The organism is Burkholderia sp. 22088, from assembly GCF_052045915.1.
GTDB lineage: Bacteria > Pseudomonadota > Gammaproteobacteria > Burkholderiales > Burkholderiaceae > Burkholderia > Burkholderia cepacia.
Map to the genome: position 1 here is coordinate 228,543 of NZ_JBQEPY010000010.1, position 21,939 is coordinate 250,481.

Genomic DNA, 21,939 nt, shown 5'->3' on the forward strand with positions numbered 1-21,939 from the left:
CGGCGGGCCGCCGCCCGCTGCCTACTGCTGCATGTCCGGCGCCTCGCGCAGCCGCCAGATCGCATTGCACTGCTGGCCGCCGAGGCTCGTCGAGCGCAGCGTGACGACGGTGCCGGGCGCGATCCGGTACGTGAAATGCGCCGTCAGCTCGGTGCCTTTCCGCTGCGGCTGCCCGTCGACCAGCACTTCGCACAGCAGCGGCGACGGCGACCCGGACGGGTGCGTGACATAGACGTTCAGCCGCGCGATGTCGCGTGTCGCGGTGAACACGACTTCGTGGTTCCCGCTGCCGATCAGCATCGTGCCGCCGGGTTCGTCGATCGCCTGCAGGTAGGCGCCCGCGCTTGTCTCGATCGTTGCGGCCGCAACGGTCAGCCCGGCCGAGCGCACGTAGTCGGTTGCCGCGATGCGCGCGGCGACCGCGTCGGACTGTGCCGGCGTGCCGTCCGACAACGCGAACGGCACGCCGTCGCGCAGCGCGGCGTCGACGTGGTTCGCGTAGTAGCGCCAGCGGTCGAGGAAGCGGATGTCGCCGGTCATGTGCAGCGCGCGGATCGGCTCGCCGTGATACCGGAGCGTCGTCGTGCCGGTGCCGGCATCGAACGCTTCGTGAATGCCGTACTTGCTGACGAAGTTCTGGACCGGATCGAGCAGTGCCGTTTCGCCCTGGGCGCTCCACAGGTGCAGGAACGTCGTATCGATCCCGAAGCATTCCTGGAAATCGGTGCCGATGCGGGCGGTGCAGTCGCGCAGGTGGCCGGCGTAGCGTGCCCACGCGTCGGCGGTCCCGGCAACGAGCCCGGCCTGCAACGCGCTGCCGTGGCGTGCTGAGACTTCGTCGACGACGAGGCGCCAGTGATGGTCGCGCCGCTCGCCGATCAGCGGCGTGACGACGAACGTGCAGAACAGCGGGTCGGGGCACGCGTGGAGCCGGTCGTCGCCGATCTGCGAGAACAGGTCGAACCGCGGCGCGCAGAACCAGATGTCGGCGTCGTACAGCGCGAGCTTGCGGATCTGCGGGTTGCGTGCGCAATACTCGGCGGCCTCGATGAAGCGGCCGACCGGCAGCGCATACGCGCTCGACGCGTCGATCACGTCGACCGACTGGCTCGCGAGGATCTGCCGCTTGCGTTCGGACAGCCCGTAGCCGATCACCGCGATCCGCCCGTCGTAGCCGGTGTGCCGCAGCGACAGCAGGAACGGCACGAGCATCTCGTACCACGCGCGGTTGTTGTCGTTGATCGCCACGCAGACCGCGTGTTCGCTCGATTGCATGTTCGCCCCCCGTTGCGCGCGCCCGGCTCAGTAGCCGACGTGGCGCTCGCAGACGACCGCGCCGCAACCGCGGCTGTCGTGATACGTAATATGAAACTGCTTGTTGTCCCACAGCCACTGGAACACGGCCTGGTACACGCCGGCCACGGTCATGTCGTGCAGCACGATCTTCTTGCGCGCCAGCGGGCCGAAACGGTTCAGTTCGGCGAGCGTCTGCTCGTACGTATGGGTGGTGTCGATGAACAGCAGGTCGGCGGCGAGCGGCTCCATCGCGAGATCGTCGGCGATCCGGAATTCGAAGTCGATCGACAGGTCTTTCGCCGCCTGCTCCAGTTCGGGCCGGATCTGGAAATACTCGTCGGAGATGTCGACCGACACGAGGCGCTTCGGCTGCGCGAGCAGGAAGGCCGTCGTGGTCAGCCCGGTGAACACGCCGAGCTCCAGGATGGTGTCGCATCCGGCGGCCGTTTGCGTATAGAAGTCGAAGCGGGAGGGGCTGTCGCCGAGCCAGCCGATCGGCTCGATCTTGTACTGAAGGAACTCCATTCGCAGTTGTTGTAGCGTGCGCATCCTGTTTTCCTTGGCGAAGCGGATTGGCGGATTCGATGGTCCCGATCGTCGCCGGTTGCGGCCGGCGTCCGTGGCGTCGCGCATTGTAGATCGCCCGCGCCGCACGGCATAGCACTGCCACGGCGGCCCGCGGCGATTACCCGCGCGCCGGCAGGGCCGGACGCGCGGGCGGGCGCCATTATTTCGCGAGCGTGCGGTATGACACGAGGTCGTTGATCGGCCCGATTTCCGGCCCGGTCACGCCGGGGCGCGTCGCGACCTGCACGACCTTCTCGAACATGATGATGAACGGCGAGTTCGCGAGCACGGCCTTCTGCAGCGCTTCGTAACGCTGCGCGCGTTTCGCGGGCGACGGCTCGACGAGCGCGGCCTCGGTGTCCTTCGTCAGTTGCGGAATGTCCCAGCTGTTGCGCCACGCGAGCATCTTCGTCGGCGACTGGTCGGAGTTGTCCGGATTCCACGCGAAGCCGCGCGCATTGCTGTTCGGGTCCATGTAGTCGGGCGACCATTCGCCGACGAAGATGTCGTGCTGGCGCGCGCGATACTTGCCGATCGCCTGCTTCGCATCGCCCGGAATCAGCTTCACGCGGATGCCGCCCAGCGCGAAGTTCGCCTGCAGCGCCTGCGCGATCTCGAGGTACGGATAGTCGTTCGGCATGTCCATCGTCACGTCGAAGCCGTTCGGCAGGCCGGCCTTGGCGAGCAGCGCCTTCGCCTTCGCGACGTCCTGCTTGTACGGCCGCGCGTTCGACGCGCCGAGGAAGCCTTCGGGCAGGAAGGTTTCATGCACCTTGTACGTCGTGCTGACGATGTTGCGCTGGATGCCGTCATAGTCGACCAGCCATTTCATCGCCTGCTGCACCTCGGGTTTCGCGAGGTTCGGGTTCTTCGTGTTCAGGCTCAGGTACAGCAGCGCGGACACCGGCCACGATGCGACCTTGATCTTGCCGGCCTTCGTCAGCGCGGCGAGGCTGTCGGGGCTCAGGTTGCGCGCGGCGTCGGCGTCGCCGTTCTCCAGCAGCAACCGTTGCGCGGACGCTTCGGGCACGTGGCGCAGCACGACGCGCTTCATCGGGTACGGCGTGCGGTATTTCTCGAAACGCTGCAGCACGATGGTCTCGTTGGGCGTCCACTTGACGAGCTGGTACGGGCCCGAGCCCGCGTCGTTGGTCCGGAGCCAGCCGCTGCCGAAATCGTTGCCCTGCTGGTGCGACAGCAGCAGCTTCTTGTCGAAGACCGATGCCGGGCATGCGCTCAGCACGTTGAGCACGAAGCTCGGTGCGTACTTGCGGTCGGTTTCGAGCACGACGGTCTGCGGATCGACCACGCGCACTTTCTGCGCCACGTTCGCTTTCGTGAGGCCGAGGTCGGCGAGCACGCCGGCCGGCCCCTTGTCGAGCAGGATGGTGCGCTGCAGCGACCACGCGACGTCGTCGGCGGTGACCGGGTTGCCGGAATGGAACGTGAGGCCGGGGCGCAGCTTGAACGTGTAGGTCACGCCGTCGGCGCCGACCGTCCACGATTGCGCGATCTGCCCGTCGAAGCGTGTCGGGTCCTTCAGATCGACGCGCACGAGCCGTTCGTAGGTATTCGCGACGTACTCCGACGGCACCAGTTCGTAAATCCCGCTCGGGTCGAGGGTCGTGAATTCGCCGAGCTGCGTGGCGACGACGAAGATGCCGGGCGGCGTGGCCGCCTGCGCCGGCAGCGCCGGAACAAGCGCGACGAGCGCGGCGCTGACGAACAGCCGGGACAGCAGGTGCTTCATGCGGGCTCCGTTGAAAGGGAATCGTGGGTGCGATTCTCTCATCGACGGCCACCCGGATGAAAATATTCAGCGTGCGCGCCGACGGGCCGGCGCGCAGGCGCGAGCCGGGCGGGCGCCCGGCGTCGGCGGGGTTCGGATCAGATCAGGCAGCGTGCGAGCGCGAAGCGCATCGTTTCCTCGGGCGGCTCGCTGCCCGAGCCGCGCACGACCTTGACGACCGAACCGTTGCCCGACGGCGTCAGCGTGACGAAGTACGAGTTCGAGCCGACGGCGATGTCGGTCACGCCGTTGTGCTGCGATTGCTCGGTGCCCGGCAGGCGGCTGTCGAGGCAGTTGGCGATTGCGTAGGCCGGACGTTGCGACGACACGTACATCATCGGCGCCGCGCCGGACGAGGCGGCCGAGTCGGACGACGGCGCGGAACCGCAGGCGGCGAGCAGGGCGGCGGGAAGGAGCAGCAGGAATCGTTTCATGGTGGGTCGTCGTGGGTCTCGTATCGAGGCTGGGGCGCGGGGTAGGCGAAACGCGAAGCTTCGCGACGAAACCGCCCGGAATCGGGCCATGTTTGACGGACGACGATGCGGCAGGCGGCTGACGACGGAGTATACCCGCAGCATTTGACGCCGTTGGCGCGTTGAAACGATTCGATACACAACAAGCACCCGCTGCCGCGCGGCGGCAGCGGGCGTTTCAGGGGGGGGCGAATGGGCACCTGCCGGTGTTGTCGATCTTATTGGCCGATCTGGTGGCTGACCGCATTTTCCTGCTGGTTCAGCACGTGCTTTTCGCTCTTCGTGATGTGGCTGCGATCCTGCGCAGCCATGTCCCGCTCTTCCCGGCGGATCTTGCGGTCGTCACGGTGCAGGCGCGCGGCCTGTGCGTGCGACATCTCGCCTTCCTTCACTTCGTGACGGATCCGGCGATTCTGGTTTGCGAGGCGCTGGTTGACCGCTTCGCGGCGCGGATGCGCCTGTTGCCACGGCGTGTCGGCGAACGCGGTGCCGGTCAGTACCGACATCAGGGTGGCGGCAATCGCGAGATGGCGGGTCAGGGCTCGCATGGTGTTTTCTCCTGTCGTTGCGCGCTCGAATCGTGGGCGCTTGTCCAGAAAACGCGGCGCGGGCACCGGCTGTTGACGTTTCCGCCTGTATCGATTGCAAGTCTTTATTACGTCGGCGCGTGGCGGCGCGGGGCCCCGGCGTGCGCGGCGCGGGCTCCGGCCGCCGCGCATGCGGATCAATGCGCGCCGGCCGCCGCCGCGTCGGCATCGCCGCCGCCCGAGCGCGACGGTTTCGTGATCCAGATCAGCGGAATGATCGCGACGAAGATGATCGCCGATACATAGAAGATGTCGTTCAGCCCCATCACGGCGGCTTGCGAATCGACCGACGTGTTGAAGAGCGCGAGCGCCGAATCGGGGCTCAGGTGCAGCAGCGAGCGCGTCGTGTCGACGTGTTGCGCGAAGGTCGGGTTGTCGATGCTCGCCTGTTCGGTGAGCCGCGCGTGATGCAGGATCGTGCGGTCGTTCCAGGCGTTGCTGATCAGCGACGTGCCGACGGCGCCGCAGAACGTGCGGCCGAAATTCGACAGGCCGGCGGCGGCCGGAATCTTTTCCGGCGGCAGCCCGGACAGGATGATCGACGTCAGCGGCACGAAGAACATCGCCATCGGGATGCCTTGCAGCAGCGTCGGCAGCACGAGGTCCCAGTGCGACACGTCGGTGTAGAAGGTCGTGCGCATCATGAACACGACCGCGAAGCCGACGAACGCGAGCGTCGCGATGTAGCGCGGATCGGTGCGCGGCAGCAGGCGCCCCATGACCGGCGTGAGCAGGATCGCGAACACCCCGAGCGGCGCGGTGGCGAGCCCCGAATCGACCGCGCGGTAGCCGAGATAGCCCTGCATCCACTGCGGCAGCAGCACGAGCGTGCCGAAGAACATCCCGTACGCGACCGAGATCGCGATCGTGCCGCCCGCGAAATTGCGCTGCGTGAAGAGCCGCAGGTCGACGATCGGGTTGGCCTCGTGCAGCTCCCACACGAGGAAGAACGCGAAGCCGATCAGCGCGACGATGCCGAGCGTGACGACGACGGGCGAGTTGAACCAGTCGAGATCCTTGCCCTTGTCGAGCATGATCTGCAGCGATGCGACCCACAGCACGAGCAGCAGCAGGCCGACCGTATCGATCGGCAGGCGGCGCGTGGCCGATTCGCGATCCCGGAACACGATCCACGTGACGGCGGCCGCGAAGAAACCCACCGGGATGTTGATGTAGAAGATCCACGACCAGTTGTAGTCGTACGTGATCCAGCCGCCGAGCGACGGCCCCGCGATCGGGCCGACGAGCGCCGTCATCGACCACAGCGCCAGCGCGCTCGACGATTTCTGCCGCGGCCACGCGCCGAGCAGCAGCGCCTGCGACAGCGGCGCGAGCGGCCCGGCGACCGCGCCCTGCAGGATCCGCGCGGCGAGCAGCGTCGGCAGGTTCGGCGCGATCCCGCACAGCCACGACGCGAACACGAACAGCAGGATCGACGTGACGAACAGGCGTACCTGGCCGAAGCGCTGCGTGAGCCAGCCCGTCAACGGAATCGACACTGCGTTCGCGGCCGCAAAGATCGTGATGACCCACGTGCCTTCGTCGACCGACACGCCGAGGTCGCCCGAGATGGTCGGAATGGCGACGTTCGCGATCGACGAGTCGAGCACGTTCATGAACATCGCGAGCGATACCGCGATCGTGCCGATCGCGAGCTTGCCGCCCGACAGCGGGGCTGGAGATGACGGAGTGGACATGGGTTTCCTGCGTAAGAAGCGTAAGGTGCTTGACGGCTGCGGCCCGTCGCGGCGGGCACGCGCCACCGCGCACGCACGCGCGCGAAGGCGACGCAGGCGCGGCGCGGCCGCTGAACGGAAAGGCGCACGGCGCGCGACGCGGCCCGGTAGCCGGGGCCGACGCGTACGATGTGCGGCTCGATCGGATGCACGAAGCCGTGGCGGGCTTCGGAAGGCGGGATGCTGCCGGTCAGGAAGGCGGGACGCGCGTGACGCGTCTGCGGGCAGCGGTCAGGCGGCTGGCGGCGCCGGTGGAGTCGTTGTGCATCGCGACAGGCTAACGATGTGGCGAGCCGCCATCAACACGGGCCGGCTCATTAATCGATTTCGCGCCGCGCAATAATCGGTGTGCGAACCGTGCCGAACCGAGCCGGTTACGGTGCGGTTCGCCATGCGGTGAACAGTTCCGCAAGGAAATCGACGAACGCGCGCACCTTGCTGTCGAGCGTCGCGCGCCGCGGGTACAGCACGTGCAGCTCGACGTCGTCGGCCCGGTGCCAGTCGGGCAGCACGATTTCGAGTTCGTTCCGTTCGAGCCGGCGGGCCGTGTAGTGCGTCGAGGCCAGCGCGATGCCGCCGCCGCTCGCGGCCTGGCGCAGCACCGTCACCGATTCGTTGGTGATCAGCACCGGCCGCACCGGCACGTCTGCGACTTCGCCGGCCGCATTGGTGAGCCGCAGCGTCAGGCCGGGCGCGTCGCGGCCGACGAGCAGCAGGTCGTGCTGCGCGAGGTCCTGCGGCGTGGCGGGCCGGCCGACGCGGTCGAGATAGGCGGGGCTCGCCGCGAGCTTCGCCTGCGACCAGCCGAGCGAGCGTGCGATGTAGCTGGAGTCGGTCAGCACGCCCGCGCGCAGCGCGACGTCGAAGCCGTGCTCGACGAGATCGAGCGGGTTGTTGTCGTAGATCAGCACGAGCTGGACGAGCGGGTAGCGCCGGCGAAACTCGGCGAGCGCCGGCTCCAGTTCGAACAGGCCGATCGAGTAGGGCACCAGCACGCGCAGTGTGCCTTCCGGCGCCATGCGCAGCGCGCGGGCCTGACGGTCCGCGTCGAGCAGGATGTCCTCGGCGCGCAGGCAGCGCTCGTAGTAGTCGCGTCCGGCCTCGGTGACGGACACGCGGCGCGTGGTCCGGTACAGCAGCTGGACGCCGAGATCGTCCTCGAGCTGCTTGACCTTGCGGCTCACGCGGCTGAGCGGCATGTCGAGTTGCGTGGCGGCGGCGGTGAAGTTGCCGCGCTCGACCACGCGCAGGAATATGCGGATGCTTTCGAAGTTCATACGGGGTGCTTCCGTGTTCGACCTGCGCGCATCTTACCTTCGCCGGCCGGATCGCTCCGTGCGGCGGCGATTATCCTGCCCGGTGCAATAACGCATCCTGTCCGCGCCTCTTAGTGGCGGCGGCGCGCCCCCGTATGCTCGCCGCATGAAATTCGCCTTGCCCGATCTGCCGCCGCGCGCGGCTTTCCGCACCGTGCTGCGCGACGCGCGGCCCACGCTGCCGCCCGGTGCGATCGCCTTCGCGTTGCGCAACACGGCCGCCTCGCTGCTCGCGCTCTACATTGCCTTCCGGATGAATCTCGACGACCCGAAATGGGCCGCATCGACGGTGTGGATCGTCGCGCAGGGCAGCCGCGGGATGGGCTTGTCGAAGAGCCAGTACCGGATTCTCGGCACCGCGATCGGCGCGGTCGTCGCGCTCGTGCTGACCGGTGCATTCGCGCAGACCCCCGAACTGTTCCTGCCGGCGCTCGCCGCCTGGATCGGCCTGTGCGCGGGCGTCGCGACGTTCCAGCGGAATTTCCGCGCCTATGCGGCGGTGCTCGCCGGCTACACGGCCGCGATCGTCGCGATGGATGCGGTATCCGCGCCGCTGCACGCGTTCGACATCGCGGTCGCGCGGTTCCTCTACGTGGTGGTCGGCATCCTGTGCGGCGCGCTGTTCGATACGGTCTTCGCGCCGGGTACGCCGCTGGACGATGTCCGTACGCGCCTCAAGCGCTATCTCGACCGCGCGGCGGCGGTCGGCGCGGGTGCGCTGCGCCGCGAGCCGAACGTCGCGGCCGTGCACCGGCTGTTCGCGGATGCGCTCGAACTCGACACGGCGGCCGAATATGCGGCCACCGGCGCGCCGCCGGTGCGCAACGCGATCGGCCATCTGCGCACGGCGGTGCTGGGCGTGCTGTCCGCGCAGGCCGCGGGGCAGGCGCTGCACGATCACGCGGCGCGCAGCGGCGGCACGCCGGACCCGCTGGTCGCCGATGCCGCGCAGGTGCTCGACGGCGTGGCGGCGTCGGGCGAAGCGGGCGCCGCGCTCACCGCATTGCGGGCGCGCGTGGACGACGCGGTGCGCGCCGAGGCCGCGGAGCCGGCCGGCTCGGACCCGTCGCGCCTGCTCACGCTGGACCGGCTGGCGGCGCTGCTTGCCGGGTTCGACGCCGCCTTTGCGGGCAAGGCGCGGCTGGACCTGCCGAATCCGCCGGCGTCGCGGGTGCGCTATGCGTTCCACCACGATCCGGTGCTCGCGTGGCACAACGGGATGCGCGCGTTCATCGCGGTGCTGATCGCCGCGGCGTTCTGGATCGTGACGGCGTGGCCGTCGGGCGCCGGGTTCGTCGCGATCACGGGGGTGGTCTGCGCGCTGTTCTCGACGCGCCCGAACTCGGTGGGCGCCACCGTCGGCTTCCTGAAAGGAGCCGCCTGCGCGGCGGTCGCGGGCGCCCTTTGCAACTTCGTGCTGCTGCCGGCGGTGTCGGGCTTCGAGATGCTCGCGTACATCCTCGGCGTGTTCACGATCGGCGCGGGCATCGCGATGCGCCATCCGCGTGCGGCCGGCATCGGCAGCGGCTTCTCGATCTTCTTCTGGAATTTCACGTCGCCGGACAATACGGCGCGTATCGGCGACGCGACCTTTCTCAATTCGGCGCTTGCCACGCTGCTCGGCATCGCGTTCGGCGCGATGGTGTTCGCGCTCGTGTTCCCCGGCGATCCCGGCGCGAGCCGGCGGCGCCTGCATTGCGCGGTGCGCGCCGACCTCGCGCGCATCGCACGCAATCCACGGGCGTGGCCGGCGAGCGCGTGGCTGAGCCGCACGGCCGACCGTCTCGGGCGCGAGCTCGGCTTCGCGGGCCGTCTGCCGGCCACCCTCATCGAGCGCGACCTGCGCGACTTGCTCGCGGCCTGGACGATCGGCGACAGCCTGTTGGCGCTGGCCGAACTGGCGGCGCGCGAGCCGGCGGCGCGCCGTGCGGTCGCGTTGGTGCGGGGGCGGGTCGGGCTCGCGGATTTCGCCCGGCTCGAGCGGGCTTGCGGCGCGGCGGCCCGCGTGCTGCTGCGGCGCGTGACCGAGGTCGACAGCGACGACGGGCGCGCGCTGCTGCGCGGTGTCGTGCTGCTGCGGACGATCGCGGAGACGGCGGCCGCGCATGACGGCTTCCTGCGCGGCCGTCGGGATTGACGGGCTGACGGGTGGAAGGGCGGCGGGGCGCGCGAGCGGCGGCCCGCGCGTCAACTGAGGCGATAGGCCTTGCCGGGCGTCACTTCCGCCGGTAGCGGCTCGCGGTTCAGTTCGAGCAGCGTGCGCTCGATCGTCCGCGTCATGGCATCGAGCGCGAGATGGTTCGGCCCGTCGCCGAACGGTTCGGCGATCGCATGGGCGATCGCGTCGAGCGCGATCAGCGTATAGGCGACGAACACGGTGACGAACGGCGTTGCCGCGCCGATCGAATCGACGAGGCCGAACGGCAGCAGCACGCAGTACGCATAGATCGTCCGGTGCAGCAGCACGTCGTACGAGAACGGGATCGGCGTCGACGCGATGCGCTCGCAGCCGCTCACCATCGCGACGAGATCGTCGAGGCGTGCGTCGAGCATCCACAGTCGCGTATCGGCGAGACGCCCGGCGTCGGCGCGCGCGGCGAATGCTTCGCGCAGTTCGTGAACGATCGCGACCGGCGCATACCGGGCGGCGGCGATGCGCGTACAGGCGGCGCCGTCGAGCAGCGTGCGCAGGTCGGCCGACGGATCGGTGCCGCGCAGCTGATGCTTCAGCGCGTAGACGAACGCGACGACCTTGCGCACGAACGCCTGCCGCGACGCGTCGTTATCGTCGATCGCGCCGTAGCAGAGCGCCTGCGATACCAGCGTGCGCGTGGCGGTCAGCACGCCGCCCCACAGCTGACGGCCCTCGCGGTAGCGTTCGTAGCTCGCATTGTTGCGAAACCCGGCGAAGATCGCGAGCGTGAGGCCGATCAGCGTGAACGGCGTCGGGTTCAGCGGCACCTTCTCGCCGAGCACGCGGCCGCCGCCCCACACCGCGACGATGCTGATCGCGAGCGTCAGCACGAGTTGCGGCAGGATGGTCGGCAGCACCGACCCGTTCCAGACGAGCAGCATCCGCAGCCAGTGCTCGCGCGGACGAACGATCATCGCCGTGCTCCGTCAGGCGGCGATCGATGCCGGCGCGGCCGCGCGATGCAGCAGCACGGGTACCGACTTCGACGTCGGCGTGTTGCACACGTCGCCGACGCTGTCGAGCGGCACCAGCGGGTTGGTTTCCGGGTAGTACGCGCCGATGCAGCCGCGCGGGATGTCGTACTCGACGAGCAGGAAACCGTCCGCGCGCCGCTCGATGCCGTCGTGCCACACGGTTTCCATGTCGACCCATTCGCCGGCCTTCAGGCCGAGCATCGCGAGATCGTCGCGGTTGGCGAACACCACGCGGCGCTGGCCGAACACGCCGCGATAGCGGTCGTCGAGCCCGTAGACGGTCGTGTTGTACTGGTCGTGCGAACGCGTCGTCATCAGCGTCATCAGGCGTTCGCCGTGCAGCGCGCGGGCGCGCTGGATCGGCGTGTCGGCGGGCAGCGGGTGCGCGATGAAGTTCGCCTTGCCGGTCGGCGTGAGCCATTCGCGGTCGCGTGACGCGACGCGCAGGTGGAAGCCGCCCGGCCGCGCGATGCGCGTGTTGTAGTCGTAGAAGCCGTCGAGGGTGGCCTCGATCGCGTCGCGGATCTTCGCGTAATCGTCCTTGTAGGCGAGCCAGTCGATCTTGCCGCTGCCGAACAGCGCATGACCGATGTGCGCGACGATCGCGGGCTCCGACATCAGGTTCGGCGAGGCCGGCTTGTTCATCCCGTACGACACGTGGACCATGCTCATCGAATCCTCGACCGTCACGCCTTGCGCGACGTTGTCCTGCAGGTCGATCTCGGTGCGGCCGAGCGTCGGCAGGATCAGCGCGTCGCGGCCGTGGATCAGGTGGCTGCGGTTCAGCTTCGTCGTGATGTGCACGGAAAGATCGCAGCGGCGCATGCCTTCCCACGTGCGCGGCGTGTCGGGCGTCGCCATCGCGAAGTTGCCGCCGAGGCCGATCAGCACCTTCACGTGGCCTTCGAGCATGCCTTCGATCGTCTCGACGACGTCGTAGCCGTGGTGGCGCGGCGGTTCGAAATCGAACACGTGGCCGAGCCGGTCGAGGAACGCCTGCGACGGCTTTTCCTCGATCCCGACCGTGCGGTTGCCCTGCACGTTCGAGTGGCCGCGCACCGGGCACAGGCCGGCGCCGGGGCGGCCGATGTTGCCGCGCATCAGCATCAGGTTCGTCAGCATCTGCACGGTCGCGACCGAATGCTTGTGCTGCGTGATGCCCATCCCCCACGTCGCGATCACGCGTTCGCTGCGCGCGTAGAGCTGCCCGAGGCTGTCGATCTGTTCGTACGGCACGCCGCTTTCGGCGGTCAGCGCGGACCAGCTTTCGTTGCGAAGATCGTCGGCAAACGCGTCGAAGCCGGCCGTGTGCTCGCCGATGAACGCGGTGTCGAGCACGCGCGGCGTACCGGCGGCGCGCGCGGCGTCGTCGAGTTCGAGCACGCGCTTCGCGATCCCCTTGATCAGCGCAAAATCGCCGCCGATCGTCGGCTGGATGAACGTCGATGCGATCTTCGTGCCCGACATCGTCAGCATCTCGATCGGGCTTTGCGGATCGGCGAAGCGTTCGAGGCCGCGCTCCTTGAGCGGGTTGATCGACACGATCGTCGCGCCGCGCTTCGCGCATTCGCGCAGCTCGCCCATCATTCGCGGGTGGTTGGTGGCCGGGTTCTGGCCGAAGATCAGCAGCGTGTCGGCGTGCTCGAAATCGTCGAGCGTGACGGTGCCCTTGCCGACGCCGACCGACGGCGGCAGCCCGCGGCTCGTCGCCTCGTGGCACATGTTCGAGCAGTCGGGGAAGTTGTTCGTGCCGTACAGCCGCACGAGCAGCTGGTACAGGAACGCCGCTTCGTTGCTCGCGCGCCCTGACGTGTAGAACGCGGCCTGGTTCGGATCGGGCAGCGCGCGCAGGTGGCGCGCGATCAGCTCGAATGCGTCGTCCCATGCGATCGGCACGTAGCGGTCGGTCTGCGCGTCGTACACCATCGGGTCGGTGAGCCGGCCGTGCTGCTCGAGTTCGAAGTCCGTCTGTTCGAGCAGCTCGGTGACCGTGTGCGCGGCGAAGAATTCGGGCGTCACGCGCTTGCTGGTCGCTTCGGCGGCCACGGCCTTCACGCCGTTTTCGCAGAATTCGAACGTCGATGCGTGCTGGCGGTCGGGCCATGCGCAGCCCGGGCAGTCGAAGCCGTCCGGCTGGTTCTGGCGCAGCAGCGTGCGGTAGTTGCCGCCGGCGACTTTTTCCTTGATCAGGTTGATCGTGACGGCCTTCAGCGCCCCCCAGCCAGCGGCCGGGTGGGTGTACGGTTCGATGCGCGCGGTAGCGGATTTCTTTTTCATGATGCAACGGGTGTCGGGGTCGATGGCCGCAGAGTACGCGCGGCCCCTGTTCGGCTGTGTGTACACCTGTTCGCTTCAAAAAAGAGTACAGTTTCGGCCATTCAGGCAGTGCGGATCGCAACTGTGTTGTTGAAGGGAAGTTGAAAGGGAGGCGCGTGAAGCGTTACGAACAACTGGCCGACGATCTCCAGGCGCAGATCGAGCGTGGCGTATACCGGCCCGGCGAGCGGATTCCGTCGGTGCGGCAGGCGAGCCGGCAGCAGCAGCTCAGCGTCACGACCGTGCTGCGCGCGTACCTCGTGCTGGAAAGCCGCGGCCTGATCGAGAGCCGGCCGCAATCGGGCTACTTCGTCCGTGCGCGCGCGTCGGCGCCCGCCGAGGCCGAACTGCACATGTCGGCGCCGGCCGCGGAGCCGTCGGCCGTGGACGTGAGCCGGCTCGTGCTGTCGACGCTGCGTTCGATCGCGCGCGACGACGCGGTGCCGCTCGGCTCGCCGTATCCCGATGCGTCGCAGTTTCCGGTGCAGCGTCTCGCGCGCTATGCGCAGACGATCGGCCGCCGCCGCACCCGCTGGGGCGTGATCGACGATCTGCCGCCCGGCAACCAGGAGCTGATCCGCCAGATCGCGCGGCGCTACGCGGAGCGCGGGATCGCGGTCGAACCCGGCGAGATCGTGGTGACGATCGGCGCGACCGAGGCGATCAACCTGTGCCTGCAGGCCGTCGCGCGGCCGGGCGACACGATCGCGGTGGAGTCGCCGACGTTCTACGCGATGCTGCACGCGATCGAGCGGATGGGCATGCGTGCGCTGGAAGTCGCGACGCACCCGGGTGACGGCATCGATCTCGACGCGCTCGAACGAATCCTCGAACGCGAGCGCATCGCCGCGTGCATGGTGATGCCGAATTTCCAGAATCCGCTCGGCTTCCAGATGCCCGACACGCGCAAGCGCGCGCTCGTCGAGCTGCTGGCGAAGCACGACGTGCCGGCGATCGAGAGCGATGTCTATCACGAGCTGCACTTCGGCGACACGACACCGAGCGCACTGAAGTCGTTCGACCGCGACGGGCTCGTGCTGCATTGCGCGTCGTTCACGAAGAGCCTGTCGCCGCGCTACCGGATCGGCTGGGCGATGCCGGGCCGCTATCGCGACCAGGTCGAGAAGCTGAAATTCCTGAACACGCTCGCGACGCCCGCGATCGAGCAGCTCGCGATCGCCGAGTACCTGAAGCACGACGGCTACGACTTTCACCTGCGGCGCATGCGCAAGCTGTATGCGCAGCAGGCGAGCCTGATGAGCGCGATGGTGCGGCGCTTCTTTCCGGAGGGCACGCGGCTGTCGCAGCCGCAGGGCGGGTATGTGCTGTGGGTCGAGCTGCCGAAGCAGGTCGACGCGATGAAGCTGTATGCGCTGGCCCTCGCGGAGCGGATCACGGTCGGGCCCGGGCACATGTTCTCGGCCGGCACCGATTACCGGCATTTCATCCGGCTCAACTACAGCTATCCGTGGTCGCGGCAGATCGAGGATGCGCTGAAGGTGCTCGGGCGGCTCGCGTCGGAGTGCGCGGCGCGGTGAGGTGAGTGCCGCCATGCCCGGCGGCAGGCGGCCGATGACCGGCTGCCGTGTCGTGCGTCAGCCCGCGTGCGGCGCCTGCAGCCCGGCTTGTCCGGCTTGCACGACGCCGGCCATCTGCCGCATGTCGAAGCCCGACGGGTGCTGGTACACGCGCAGCCCGAATTCCGGCAGCACCGCGATCAGGTGATCGAACAGGTCGGACTGGATGGCTTCATAGTCGACCCAGGTCGTCGTGTCGGTGAAGCAGTACAGTTCGAGCGGAATGCCTTCGGCCGTGAGCGGCAGTTGCCGCGCCATGCAGGTCATGTCGCGGCGGATGCGCGGATGGCCCTTCAGGTAGTTCGCGACATACGCGCGGAACGTGCCGAGATTCGTCAGCTGGCGGCGGTTCGCCGGGCAGTCGCCGGCCGCGCCGAGCGTGCCGTTCCATTGTTCGATCGCGTCGACCTTGTCCTCGAGATAGTCCTTCAGCAGCGTCAGGCGTTCGAGCCGTTCGATCTCGTCGTTCGAAAGAAAACGCACGCTCGTCGCGTCGACGAACAGCGCGCGCTTGATGCGGCGCCCGCCTGCCTCGGTCATCCCGCGCCAGTTCTGGTAACTCTCGGTGATCAGTTTCCACGTGGGCACCGTGATGATCGTGTGATCGAAGTTCGCGACCTTGACGGTGTTCAGCGTGATGTCGATGACCGTGCCGTCCGCGCCGGCCGACGGCATCGTGATCCAGTCGCCGATCCGCAGCATGTCGTTCGACGACAGCTGCACGCCCGCGACGAGGCCGAGCAGCGTGTCCTTGAAGATCAGCATCAGCACCGCCGACATCGCACCGATGCCGGACAGCAGCAGGCCGATCTGCTTGCCGGTTGCGTCGCCGATCACGACAAGCGCGGCCGTGATGAACATCACGAGCTTGACGAGCTGCATCGCGCCTTTCAGCGACAGGCGCGGCTGGTCGCGCTGGTACGTGCGATGCGCGTGTTCGAGCGCCGAAAGCGTCGCGCTCACGGTCATCGTCACGAGGAACACGATCAGCGCGAACAGCGCCTTGTCGGCGACCTGCGCGGCCGTATCGGGAATGCCGGGCACCGCGCCGAGCCCGAGCTTGATCACGACGAACGGGACGATGCGGTTCAGCCACTTGAATGCGCCGAACTCGAACAGCGCGTCGTCGACGCGCGTGGCGGAAAGCCGCGCGAGCCGCGCGACCACGCGGAACAGCAGGAAATGGACGACGGCGGTGATCGCGCCGGCGGCGGCGAGCAGGATGAGGATGCCGACGAGCGGCGCAAACCAGGATTCGTTCAGGGTCATAGGGGCAAACAGGGGCCTTCTCGTGCGTTGAACCGGCGCCGCGACGCGGCGCGCGCCCGGTGAAGGGCGCATGAAAGGGACCGTGATTGTGCCATCGGGTTCCAGGCACGTCGCCGTGAACGCGCGGCGCGCGGCTCCCGGATCGGCTCACCATTGCGCAGGTCTCCTCTGCAATCGGGTGAGGGCGGGTGACGAAAGCGCGTCACCGCAAGCCGGTGCGCGCGCGGCTTGCCGGATGCGCCGCCGGTTCGTCCGGAATCGGCGCGACGCCGCTGCGGCGGGCCTGCGCGCTTCAATGCGCGTGCACGGCGATCCATGCAATCATGCGGGCGTCGCAGGGTTGTCGGCGTGCCGTTCGCCTTTGCGCGCGGGCCATCCGTCGACGGTGAGCGACACGTGCCGTTTTCGCGCACTTGCCATGCGATGCCTGCCGGGGGCACGATGCGCGAACGACTTCGCGAACCACGTCACCCCGTATTCACGCACTTCACGCATGCAAGATTCCAACGAAAGCCGCCCGTCAGGCGTGCGGCTGCTGAAAGGCATCCTCCCGATCCGCCGTGGCGGGGCCGTCCGCGACATTCTTGCGGGCATTTCGCTCGCGTCGATGGACATCCCGCAGGTGCTCGGCTACGCGCGCATCGCCGGCATGCCGGCCGTCACGGGCCTCTACACGGTGTGCCTGCCGCTCGTCGCGTTCGCGATCTTCGGCGCGTCGCGGCATCTGGTGGTGGCCGCCGATTCCGCGACCGCGACGATCTTCGCGAGCCGGCTGTCGTCGATGGCGCCGGCCGGCAGTGCCGAATACGCGGCGCTGGCCGGCATGGTCGCGCTGCTGACCGCCGCGATGCTGCTGCTCGCGCGCATCTTCAAGCTCGGTTTTCTCGCCGATTTCCTGTCGCGCACGGTGCTGGTCGGCTTTCTCGCCGGCGTCGGCGTGCAGGTGTCGATCGCGATGCTCGGCGACATGCTCGGGCTGGCCGTGCCGTACCCGGCGTCGCGCAGCCTGGCGCAGCTCGACTACGTCGTCACGCATCTCGTCCACACGAACCGGCCGACGTTCGCGCTCGCGGCGCTCGTCGTCGTCGCGATTCTCGCCGGCAAGCGGTTCCTGCCGCGCGTGCCGATGCCGATGATCGCGGTCGCGGGCAGCATCGCGGCGAGCGGCACGTTCGGATTCGCCGCGCACGGCATCGCGGTGCTCGGGCCGGTCGCGGGCGGGCTGCCGCCGTTGCGCTGGCCGTCCGTCACGTGGCAGCAGTTCCTCGATCTCGTGCCGGTCGCCGCGTCGTGTTTCGTGATGATCATTGCGCAGAGCGCGGCCGCCGCGCGCGTGTTCGCGCAGCAGTATCGCGAGGACGTCGATACCAATGCCGACATCCTCGGCCTCGCGGCCGCGAACGCCGCGGCGGCGGTGGGCGGCGCGTTCGTCGTCAACGGCAGCCCGACGCAGACGGCGATGGCCGACGGCGCGGGCGTGCGCAGCCAGATCGGGCATCTCGCGTTTGCGGCCGTGGTGGCGGTGGTCCTGCTGTTCTTCAGCACGACGCTGCAGTATCTGCCGCATGCGGTGCTGGCCGGCATCGTGTTCACGATCGCGCTCGGGTTGATCAACGTGCGCAGCCTCGCCGCGATCCGCAGGGAAAGCCCCGGCGAGTTCACGCTTGCGCTGGTCACGGCCGTGGCCGTCGTGACGGTCGGCGTCGAGCACGGCATCCTGCTGGCCGTCGCGCTGTCGCTGATGCGGCACGTGCGCCACAGCTACCAGCCGCACACGATGGTGCTCGAACCGGTCGAAGGGAACGGCAGGTGGCAGCCGGTGCCCACGCGGCGGGGTGCGATGACGGCGCCGGGGCTGATCGTCTACCGGTTCGGCTCCGACCTGTTTTTCGCGAACGATCACCTGTTCGCCGCCGAAGTGACCGAGCTCGTCGATGCGGCGCCGGTGCCGGCGCGCTGGTTCGTCATCGATGCGGGGGCGGTCACCGACATCGATTATTCGGCCGCGCGCACGCTGACCGATCTCGTCAGGATGCTGCACGCGCGCGGGATCGGCGTGCTGTTCGGGCGTGTCAACCGCTACCTGCGCGCGGACATGGATCGCCACCGGATCACGGAGATCGTCGGCGCGTCGTGCATCTTCCCGACGCTGCACCAGGCGCTCGAGGCCGCCGGCACGACGCCGGCGCCGCAGGAGCCGGGCACCGTGTAGCGTCGGCCCTATGCGGCCGCGCGCAGGCGCGCGAAGCCGTTGCGCAGGTGGCGCGCGAGTTCCGTCGCGGCCGGCGTGTGCTGGCCGCGCGGCAGATGAAGGTTGATCGCGAAGTTCGGCAGCGCGGGCAGGCCGCTGCCGGCCGGCAGGATGTCGAGGTCGGCCGGCACGGTCGACGCGAGCCACGCGGTGACGGCGAGGTCGGAGCGCACGGTCGCGGTGGTGGCGTCGATACTGCCGTTCTCGAACACGGTGCGCCACGCGCGATCGCAGCCGCGCAGCGCGTCGAGCACCGTCGGGCGGAACGCGCAGGTCGGCGCGACCATCGATACGGGCAGCGGCGTGTTGCGGTACGCGGTGCCGCCTTTCGCACCGACCCAGACCAGGCGGTCGACGGCGATGCACTCGCCGCGTGACGGCCCGACCGGCGCCTCGATCAGCGCGACGTCGAGTTCGCCCTGCGCGAGCCCCCGGTGCAGCTCCGGCGACGCCTCACACACGAGCGTGAGCGCGACCTGCGGATGCGCCTGCGCATAGCCTTTCAGGATCGGCGCGAGGCAGGTGCCGACGAGATCCTGCGGCGCGCCGAGGCGCACGGTGCCGTCGACCGCGCCGGCCGTCATGTCGGCCAGCAGCGCATCGTGCACGGCGAGCAGCCGGCGCGCCTGCCCGAGCAACCGCTCGCCGTCCGCCGTGAGCAGCAGGTTGCGATGCTCGCGGACGAACAGCGGGCCGGACAGCGTTTCGAGCCGTGCGACCTGCTGGCTGATCGCGCCTTGTGTCAGGTGCAGCGCGCGGCTGGCCGCCGTCATGCTGCGATGATCGGCGACCGTGACGAAGGCGCGCAGCAGCGCAATGTCGAGATGACGTGCCATGCGGCGCATTATGAACGCTAATGACAGGCATAAAAAGCTTTCGCTGTCGTAATGGCGGGATCGCGCGTAAAACAGGGCTTCGACGACGCCAACCGGGAGCTTCCGTGCCGTTCCGAGACTACCTGCCGCTGATGCTGTTCGTGATCGTGTCCACCGTGACGCCGGGCGGCGCGACGACGCTCGCCACTGCGTCGGGCGCGCATTTCGGCTATCGGCGTTCGCTGCCGATGATGGCGGGCATCGCGGCCGGCCTGGCGTCGATGGCCGCGGCGGCGGCGGCCGGGCTCGGCGGCGTGCTGCTTGCGCTGCCCGCGTTGCAACTCGTGATGAAGGCGGTCGGTTCGGTGTACCTCGTGTGGCTGGCCGTACGCATCGGGCGCGGCGGCAAGCCGCGGCTGGATGCCGAGGTGCACCGGCCGCAGGGTTTCCTCAGCGGCGTCTGGATGCTCTGGCACAACCCGAAAGGCTGGGCGATGACGCTCGGCGCGGCCGCGTCGTTCGCCGCGCTCGCGTCCGGCCCGGCCCGGCTCGGCATATTGCTCGGGCTGGCGTTCGGCGTGGCCGCGATGGCGTCGCTGTCGCTCTGGTGTTTCGCCGGGCTGCTGTTCGCGCGGGTGTTGCGCACGGAGCGGCAGTGGCACTGCCTGAATGCGGCGCTCGGCGTGCTGCTCGTGATCTCGATCGTGCCGATGTGGCTGCCGTAGCGGGGCGGCCGCACGTGTCGTGCGGCCGCCCGAAGGTCAGCGCGAACCGGCGCGCGCGGTGCCGGCCGGCTGCCCGCCCGCACCGGTCGACCACAACGGCAGGCGCAGCGTCGTGACGACGCTTGCCGCGTGCAGCACGCAAAGCAGGCCGAACGCCCACGCATACGCGTTTGCCGGCGTGCCGCCGCCCGCCGCCGATTCGACCTGCAGCCGCCATGCGAGGAACAGCGTGCACACGGTGGTGAACGTCGGGCCGCCGAGACGCTGCACGATATTGAGCGAGGTCGTCGCCATCGGCAGGTTGCGGCGCTCGACCGACGCATACGCGGCGGCGATCGACGGCGCGCCGATCGCGCTCTGGCCCATGCCGCGCAGGAACAGCGCCGGCACGAGCAGGTAAGGATCGTAGCCGGTCAGCGCGAGGAACACGAACGGCAGCGTCGCGAGGAGTGCGAGCAACGCGCCGGCCGAGGCCAGCCGGCGCACGCCGAACCGGCTCGTCAGCGCGCCCATCGACGGATACGTGACGAGCATGCCGAGGCCCATCGGCGCGAGCAGCCAGCCCATTTCACCGGGCGTGCGCCCGCACGCCTGGATCAGGAACACCGGAATCAGCATCTGGCCCGCGAACAGCGCGCCGTTCGACAGGAACTGCGTCGACGCGGCCGCGCCGAACACCTTGCCGCGAAACAGCGCAAGGTCGATCAGCGCATCGTCGCCGTTGCGCGTCTCGACCCGCAGGAACGCGGCGAGCAACAGCGCCGACACGACGATCGCCGCGATGCCGGGTGCTTCGTTGATCCGCTCGATGCCGTACAGGAACAGCACGAGCCCCGGCGACAGCAGCGCGAGGCCGACCCAGTCGAGCGTGCGCCGTTGCGCGTCGTCGCGGTCGGCGGGCAGGAACCGCGCGGCCAGCGCGAGCGCCAGCACGCCGACGGGCAGGTTCACGAGAAACAGCCAGCGCCACGACGCGTGTTGCAGGATCGCGCCGGCCACGACCGGGCCGAGGATCGGCGCGAGCAGCACGGGCACGGCCGCGTAGCCGATCACGCGCGCCATCTGCTGGCCGGCGACACGCGCGATCATCATCTGCGCCATCGGCGCGAGCAGCCCGCCGCTGACCCCTTGCAGCACGCGGAAGGCGATCAGCGACGGCGCGGACCATGCGAGCCCGCACAGGGCCGACGTGAGCGTGAATGCCGAGAAGCACCACAGATACAGCGCCTTTGCGCCGATCCGGTCGACGAGCCAGCCGTTCAGCGGCAGCACCAGCGTCAGCGCGAGCAGGTAGCCGCTCGTCACCCACTGGATCGTCGCGAGGCTCGCGTGCAGGTCGGTCGCGAGGCTCGACAGCGACACGTTGACGATCGTCGCGTCGAGCTGCGACAGCAGCGAGCCGAGCGTGGCGACCGCGCCGACCTTCCAGATCGACGGATCGAGCCGGCCGGCCGCGCGGCGCGGCGCCGGCTGCGCGCGTTCGCCGCTCACGCGCCGCGCCGATCGAGCAGCGCGACGATGTCCTGCGTCGTGCCCGTCTCGCCGAGGCGCGGGAACAGGCGCTCGACGCTGTTCGCATGCGCGTCCGCGTTGAGGTCGGTCATCGCGTCGATGGCGAGCGTGACGTTGTAGCCGAGTTCGTGCGCCTGCCGTGCGGTCGACTCGACGCCGATGCTCGTCGCGACGCCGGCCAGCACGATCTGCGTGACGCCGGCCGCCTTCAGGTGCGCGTCGAGACCGGTGCCGGTAAACGCGCCCCAGGTTTTCTTCGTCACGACGTGGTCGCCGGGCTGACGGTTCAGTTCGGGGACGAGCTCGGTCCAGTCGGGGGGCAGCGCGCCGGTGCGCGCCTGCTGCTGCGTGCGGCCCGGCGCAACGCCGGCGACGTTGACGAGCACCACCGGCAGGCCGCGGCTGCGGAATGCGTCGAGCAGCGCGCGGCTGTGTGCGACCACCGGCTCGACCGGGTGCGCGGTGGGGAGGGCGACGATGCCTTTCTGCAGATCGATGACGACGAGTGCCGTGTTCGTGTCGAGACGGGTTGCGCTCATGAT

Annotated in this window: 17 protein-coding genes; 4 read left to right on the forward strand and 13 right to left on the reverse strand. The window is 69.0% G+C overall.

Translation table 11 applies throughout. The annotated features are described in order from the left end of the window. Positions 1 to 21: 21 nt before the first annotated feature. From ACTJLD_RS20880 to ACTJLD_RS20910, 7 genes are all read right to left on the reverse strand, one after another. Positions 22 to 1,275, reverse strand: a complete 1,254-nt coding sequence (locus ACTJLD_RS20880) for a hypothetical protein (RefSeq protein ID WP_124544135.1) — start codon at positions 1,273 to 1,275, stop codon at positions 22 to 24. A 27-nt stretch (positions 1,276 to 1,302) separates the two neighbouring features. Further along, a complete protein-coding gene (locus ACTJLD_RS20885; protein WP_021161346.1) occupies positions 1,303 to 1,845 on the reverse strand; it encodes a class I SAM-dependent methyltransferase in 543 nt (180 codons plus the stop codon). A gap of 178 nt (positions 1,846 to 2,023) precedes the next feature. Further along, positions 2,024 to 3,613 carry an ABC transporter substrate-binding protein gene (locus tag ACTJLD_RS20890; protein WP_027791883.1) on the reverse strand — a complete coding sequence of 530 codons (1,590 nt, stop codon included), beginning with the start codon at positions 3,611 to 3,613 and terminating at the stop codon, positions 2,024 to 2,026. A 137-nt stretch (positions 3,614 to 3,750) separates the two neighbouring features. Continuing rightward, positions 3,751 to 4,086, reverse strand: coding sequence for a hypothetical protein (locus ACTJLD_RS20895; protein WP_021161344.1), 336 nt, complete (start codon positions 4,084 to 4,086; stop codon positions 3,751 to 3,753). Between the two features lie 257 nt (positions 4,087 to 4,343). Then, a complete protein-coding gene (locus ACTJLD_RS20900; protein ID WP_119337826.1) occupies positions 4,344 to 4,673 on the reverse strand; it encodes a hypothetical protein in 330 nt (109 codons plus the stop codon). 176 nt (positions 4,674 to 4,849) lie between these two features. After that, entirely contained in the window at positions 4,850 to 6,409 is a 1,560-nt protein-coding gene (locus ACTJLD_RS20905; protein WP_440659531.1) for a DHA2 family efflux MFS transporter permease subunit, read from the reverse strand. A gap of 413 nt (positions 6,410 to 6,822) precedes the next feature. Beyond that, complete coding sequence (locus ACTJLD_RS20910; RefSeq protein WP_059697421.1) at positions 6,823 to 7,725, reverse strand: LysR family transcriptional regulator; 903 nt, start codon at positions 7,723 to 7,725, stop codon at positions 6,823 to 6,825. 145 nt (positions 7,726 to 7,870) lie between these two features. Here ACTJLD_RS20910 and ACTJLD_RS20915 point away from each other — a divergent pair, with 145 nt between their 5' ends. Further along, entirely contained in the window at positions 7,871 to 9,901 is a 2,031-nt protein-coding gene (locus tag ACTJLD_RS20915) for an FUSC family protein (RefSeq protein ID WP_440659532.1), read from the forward strand. 50 nt (positions 9,902 to 9,951) lie between these two features. Here the strand turns inward: ACTJLD_RS20915 and ACTJLD_RS20920 are convergent, their stop codons facing one another. Then, positions 9,952 to 10,872 (reverse strand): bestrophin family protein, encoded by a 921-nt coding sequence (locus tag ACTJLD_RS20920; protein ID WP_440659533.1) that lies wholly within the window; start codon positions 10,870 to 10,872, stop codon positions 9,952 to 9,954. Positions 10,873 to 10,884: 12 nt separating this feature from the next. After that, complete coding sequence (locus ACTJLD_RS20925) at positions 10,885 to 13,209, reverse strand: FdhF/YdeP family oxidoreductase (RefSeq protein ID WP_119337797.1); 2,325 nt, start codon at positions 13,207 to 13,209, stop codon at positions 10,885 to 10,887. 155 nt (positions 13,210 to 13,364) lie between these two features. On the opposite strand from ACTJLD_RS20925, the gene ACTJLD_RS20930 reads away from it, so the two are divergent. After that, the gene (locus ACTJLD_RS20930; RefSeq protein ID WP_440659534.1) at positions 13,365 to 14,786 is read left to right on the forward strand and encodes a PLP-dependent aminotransferase family protein; all 1,422 of its coding nucleotides are present in this window, start codon (positions 13,365 to 13,367) and stop codon (positions 14,784 to 14,786) included. Between the two features lie 57 nt (positions 14,787 to 14,843). Here the strand turns inward: ACTJLD_RS20930 and ACTJLD_RS20935 are convergent, their stop codons facing one another. After that, entirely contained in the window at positions 14,844 to 16,094 is a 1,251-nt protein-coding gene (locus ACTJLD_RS20935) for a mechanosensitive ion channel family protein (RefSeq protein ID WP_059697415.1), read from the reverse strand. A gap of 493 nt (positions 16,095 to 16,587) precedes the next feature. Between ACTJLD_RS20935 and ACTJLD_RS20940 the strand changes: the two genes are divergently transcribed. Then, complete coding sequence (locus ACTJLD_RS20940; RefSeq protein WP_060173410.1) at positions 16,588 to 18,306, forward strand: SulP family inorganic anion transporter; 1,719 nt, start codon at positions 16,588 to 16,590, stop codon at positions 18,304 to 18,306. Between the two features lie 8 nt (positions 18,307 to 18,314). On the opposite strand, the gene ACTJLD_RS20945 is transcribed toward ACTJLD_RS20940, so the two are convergent. Beyond that, positions 18,315 to 19,190, reverse strand: a complete 876-nt coding sequence (locus ACTJLD_RS20945; protein WP_027791872.1) for a LysR substrate-binding domain-containing protein — start codon at positions 19,188 to 19,190, stop codon at positions 18,315 to 18,317. 95 nt (positions 19,191 to 19,285) lie between these two features. Here ACTJLD_RS20945 and ACTJLD_RS20950 point away from each other — a divergent pair, with 95 nt between their 5' ends. After that, entirely contained in the window at positions 19,286 to 19,885 is a 600-nt protein-coding gene (locus ACTJLD_RS20950; protein WP_081061174.1) for a LysE family translocator, read from the forward strand. Positions 19,886 to 19,921: 36 nt separating this feature from the next. Here ACTJLD_RS20950 and ACTJLD_RS20955 read toward each other — a convergent pair whose 3' ends face one another. Both ACTJLD_RS20955 and ACTJLD_RS20960 read right to left on the reverse strand, forming a co-directional pair. Then, entirely contained in the window at positions 19,922 to 21,376 is a 1,455-nt protein-coding gene (locus tag ACTJLD_RS20955; RefSeq protein ID WP_440659535.1) for a DHA2 family efflux MFS transporter permease subunit, read from the reverse strand. Further along, entirely contained in the window at positions 21,373 to 21,936 is a 564-nt protein-coding gene (locus ACTJLD_RS20960; RefSeq protein ID WP_027791869.1) for an isochorismatase family protein, read from the reverse strand. The genes ACTJLD_RS20955 and ACTJLD_RS20960 overlap by 4 nt, the downstream gene beginning before the upstream one ends. Positions 21,937 to 21,939: the final 3 nt, after the last annotated feature.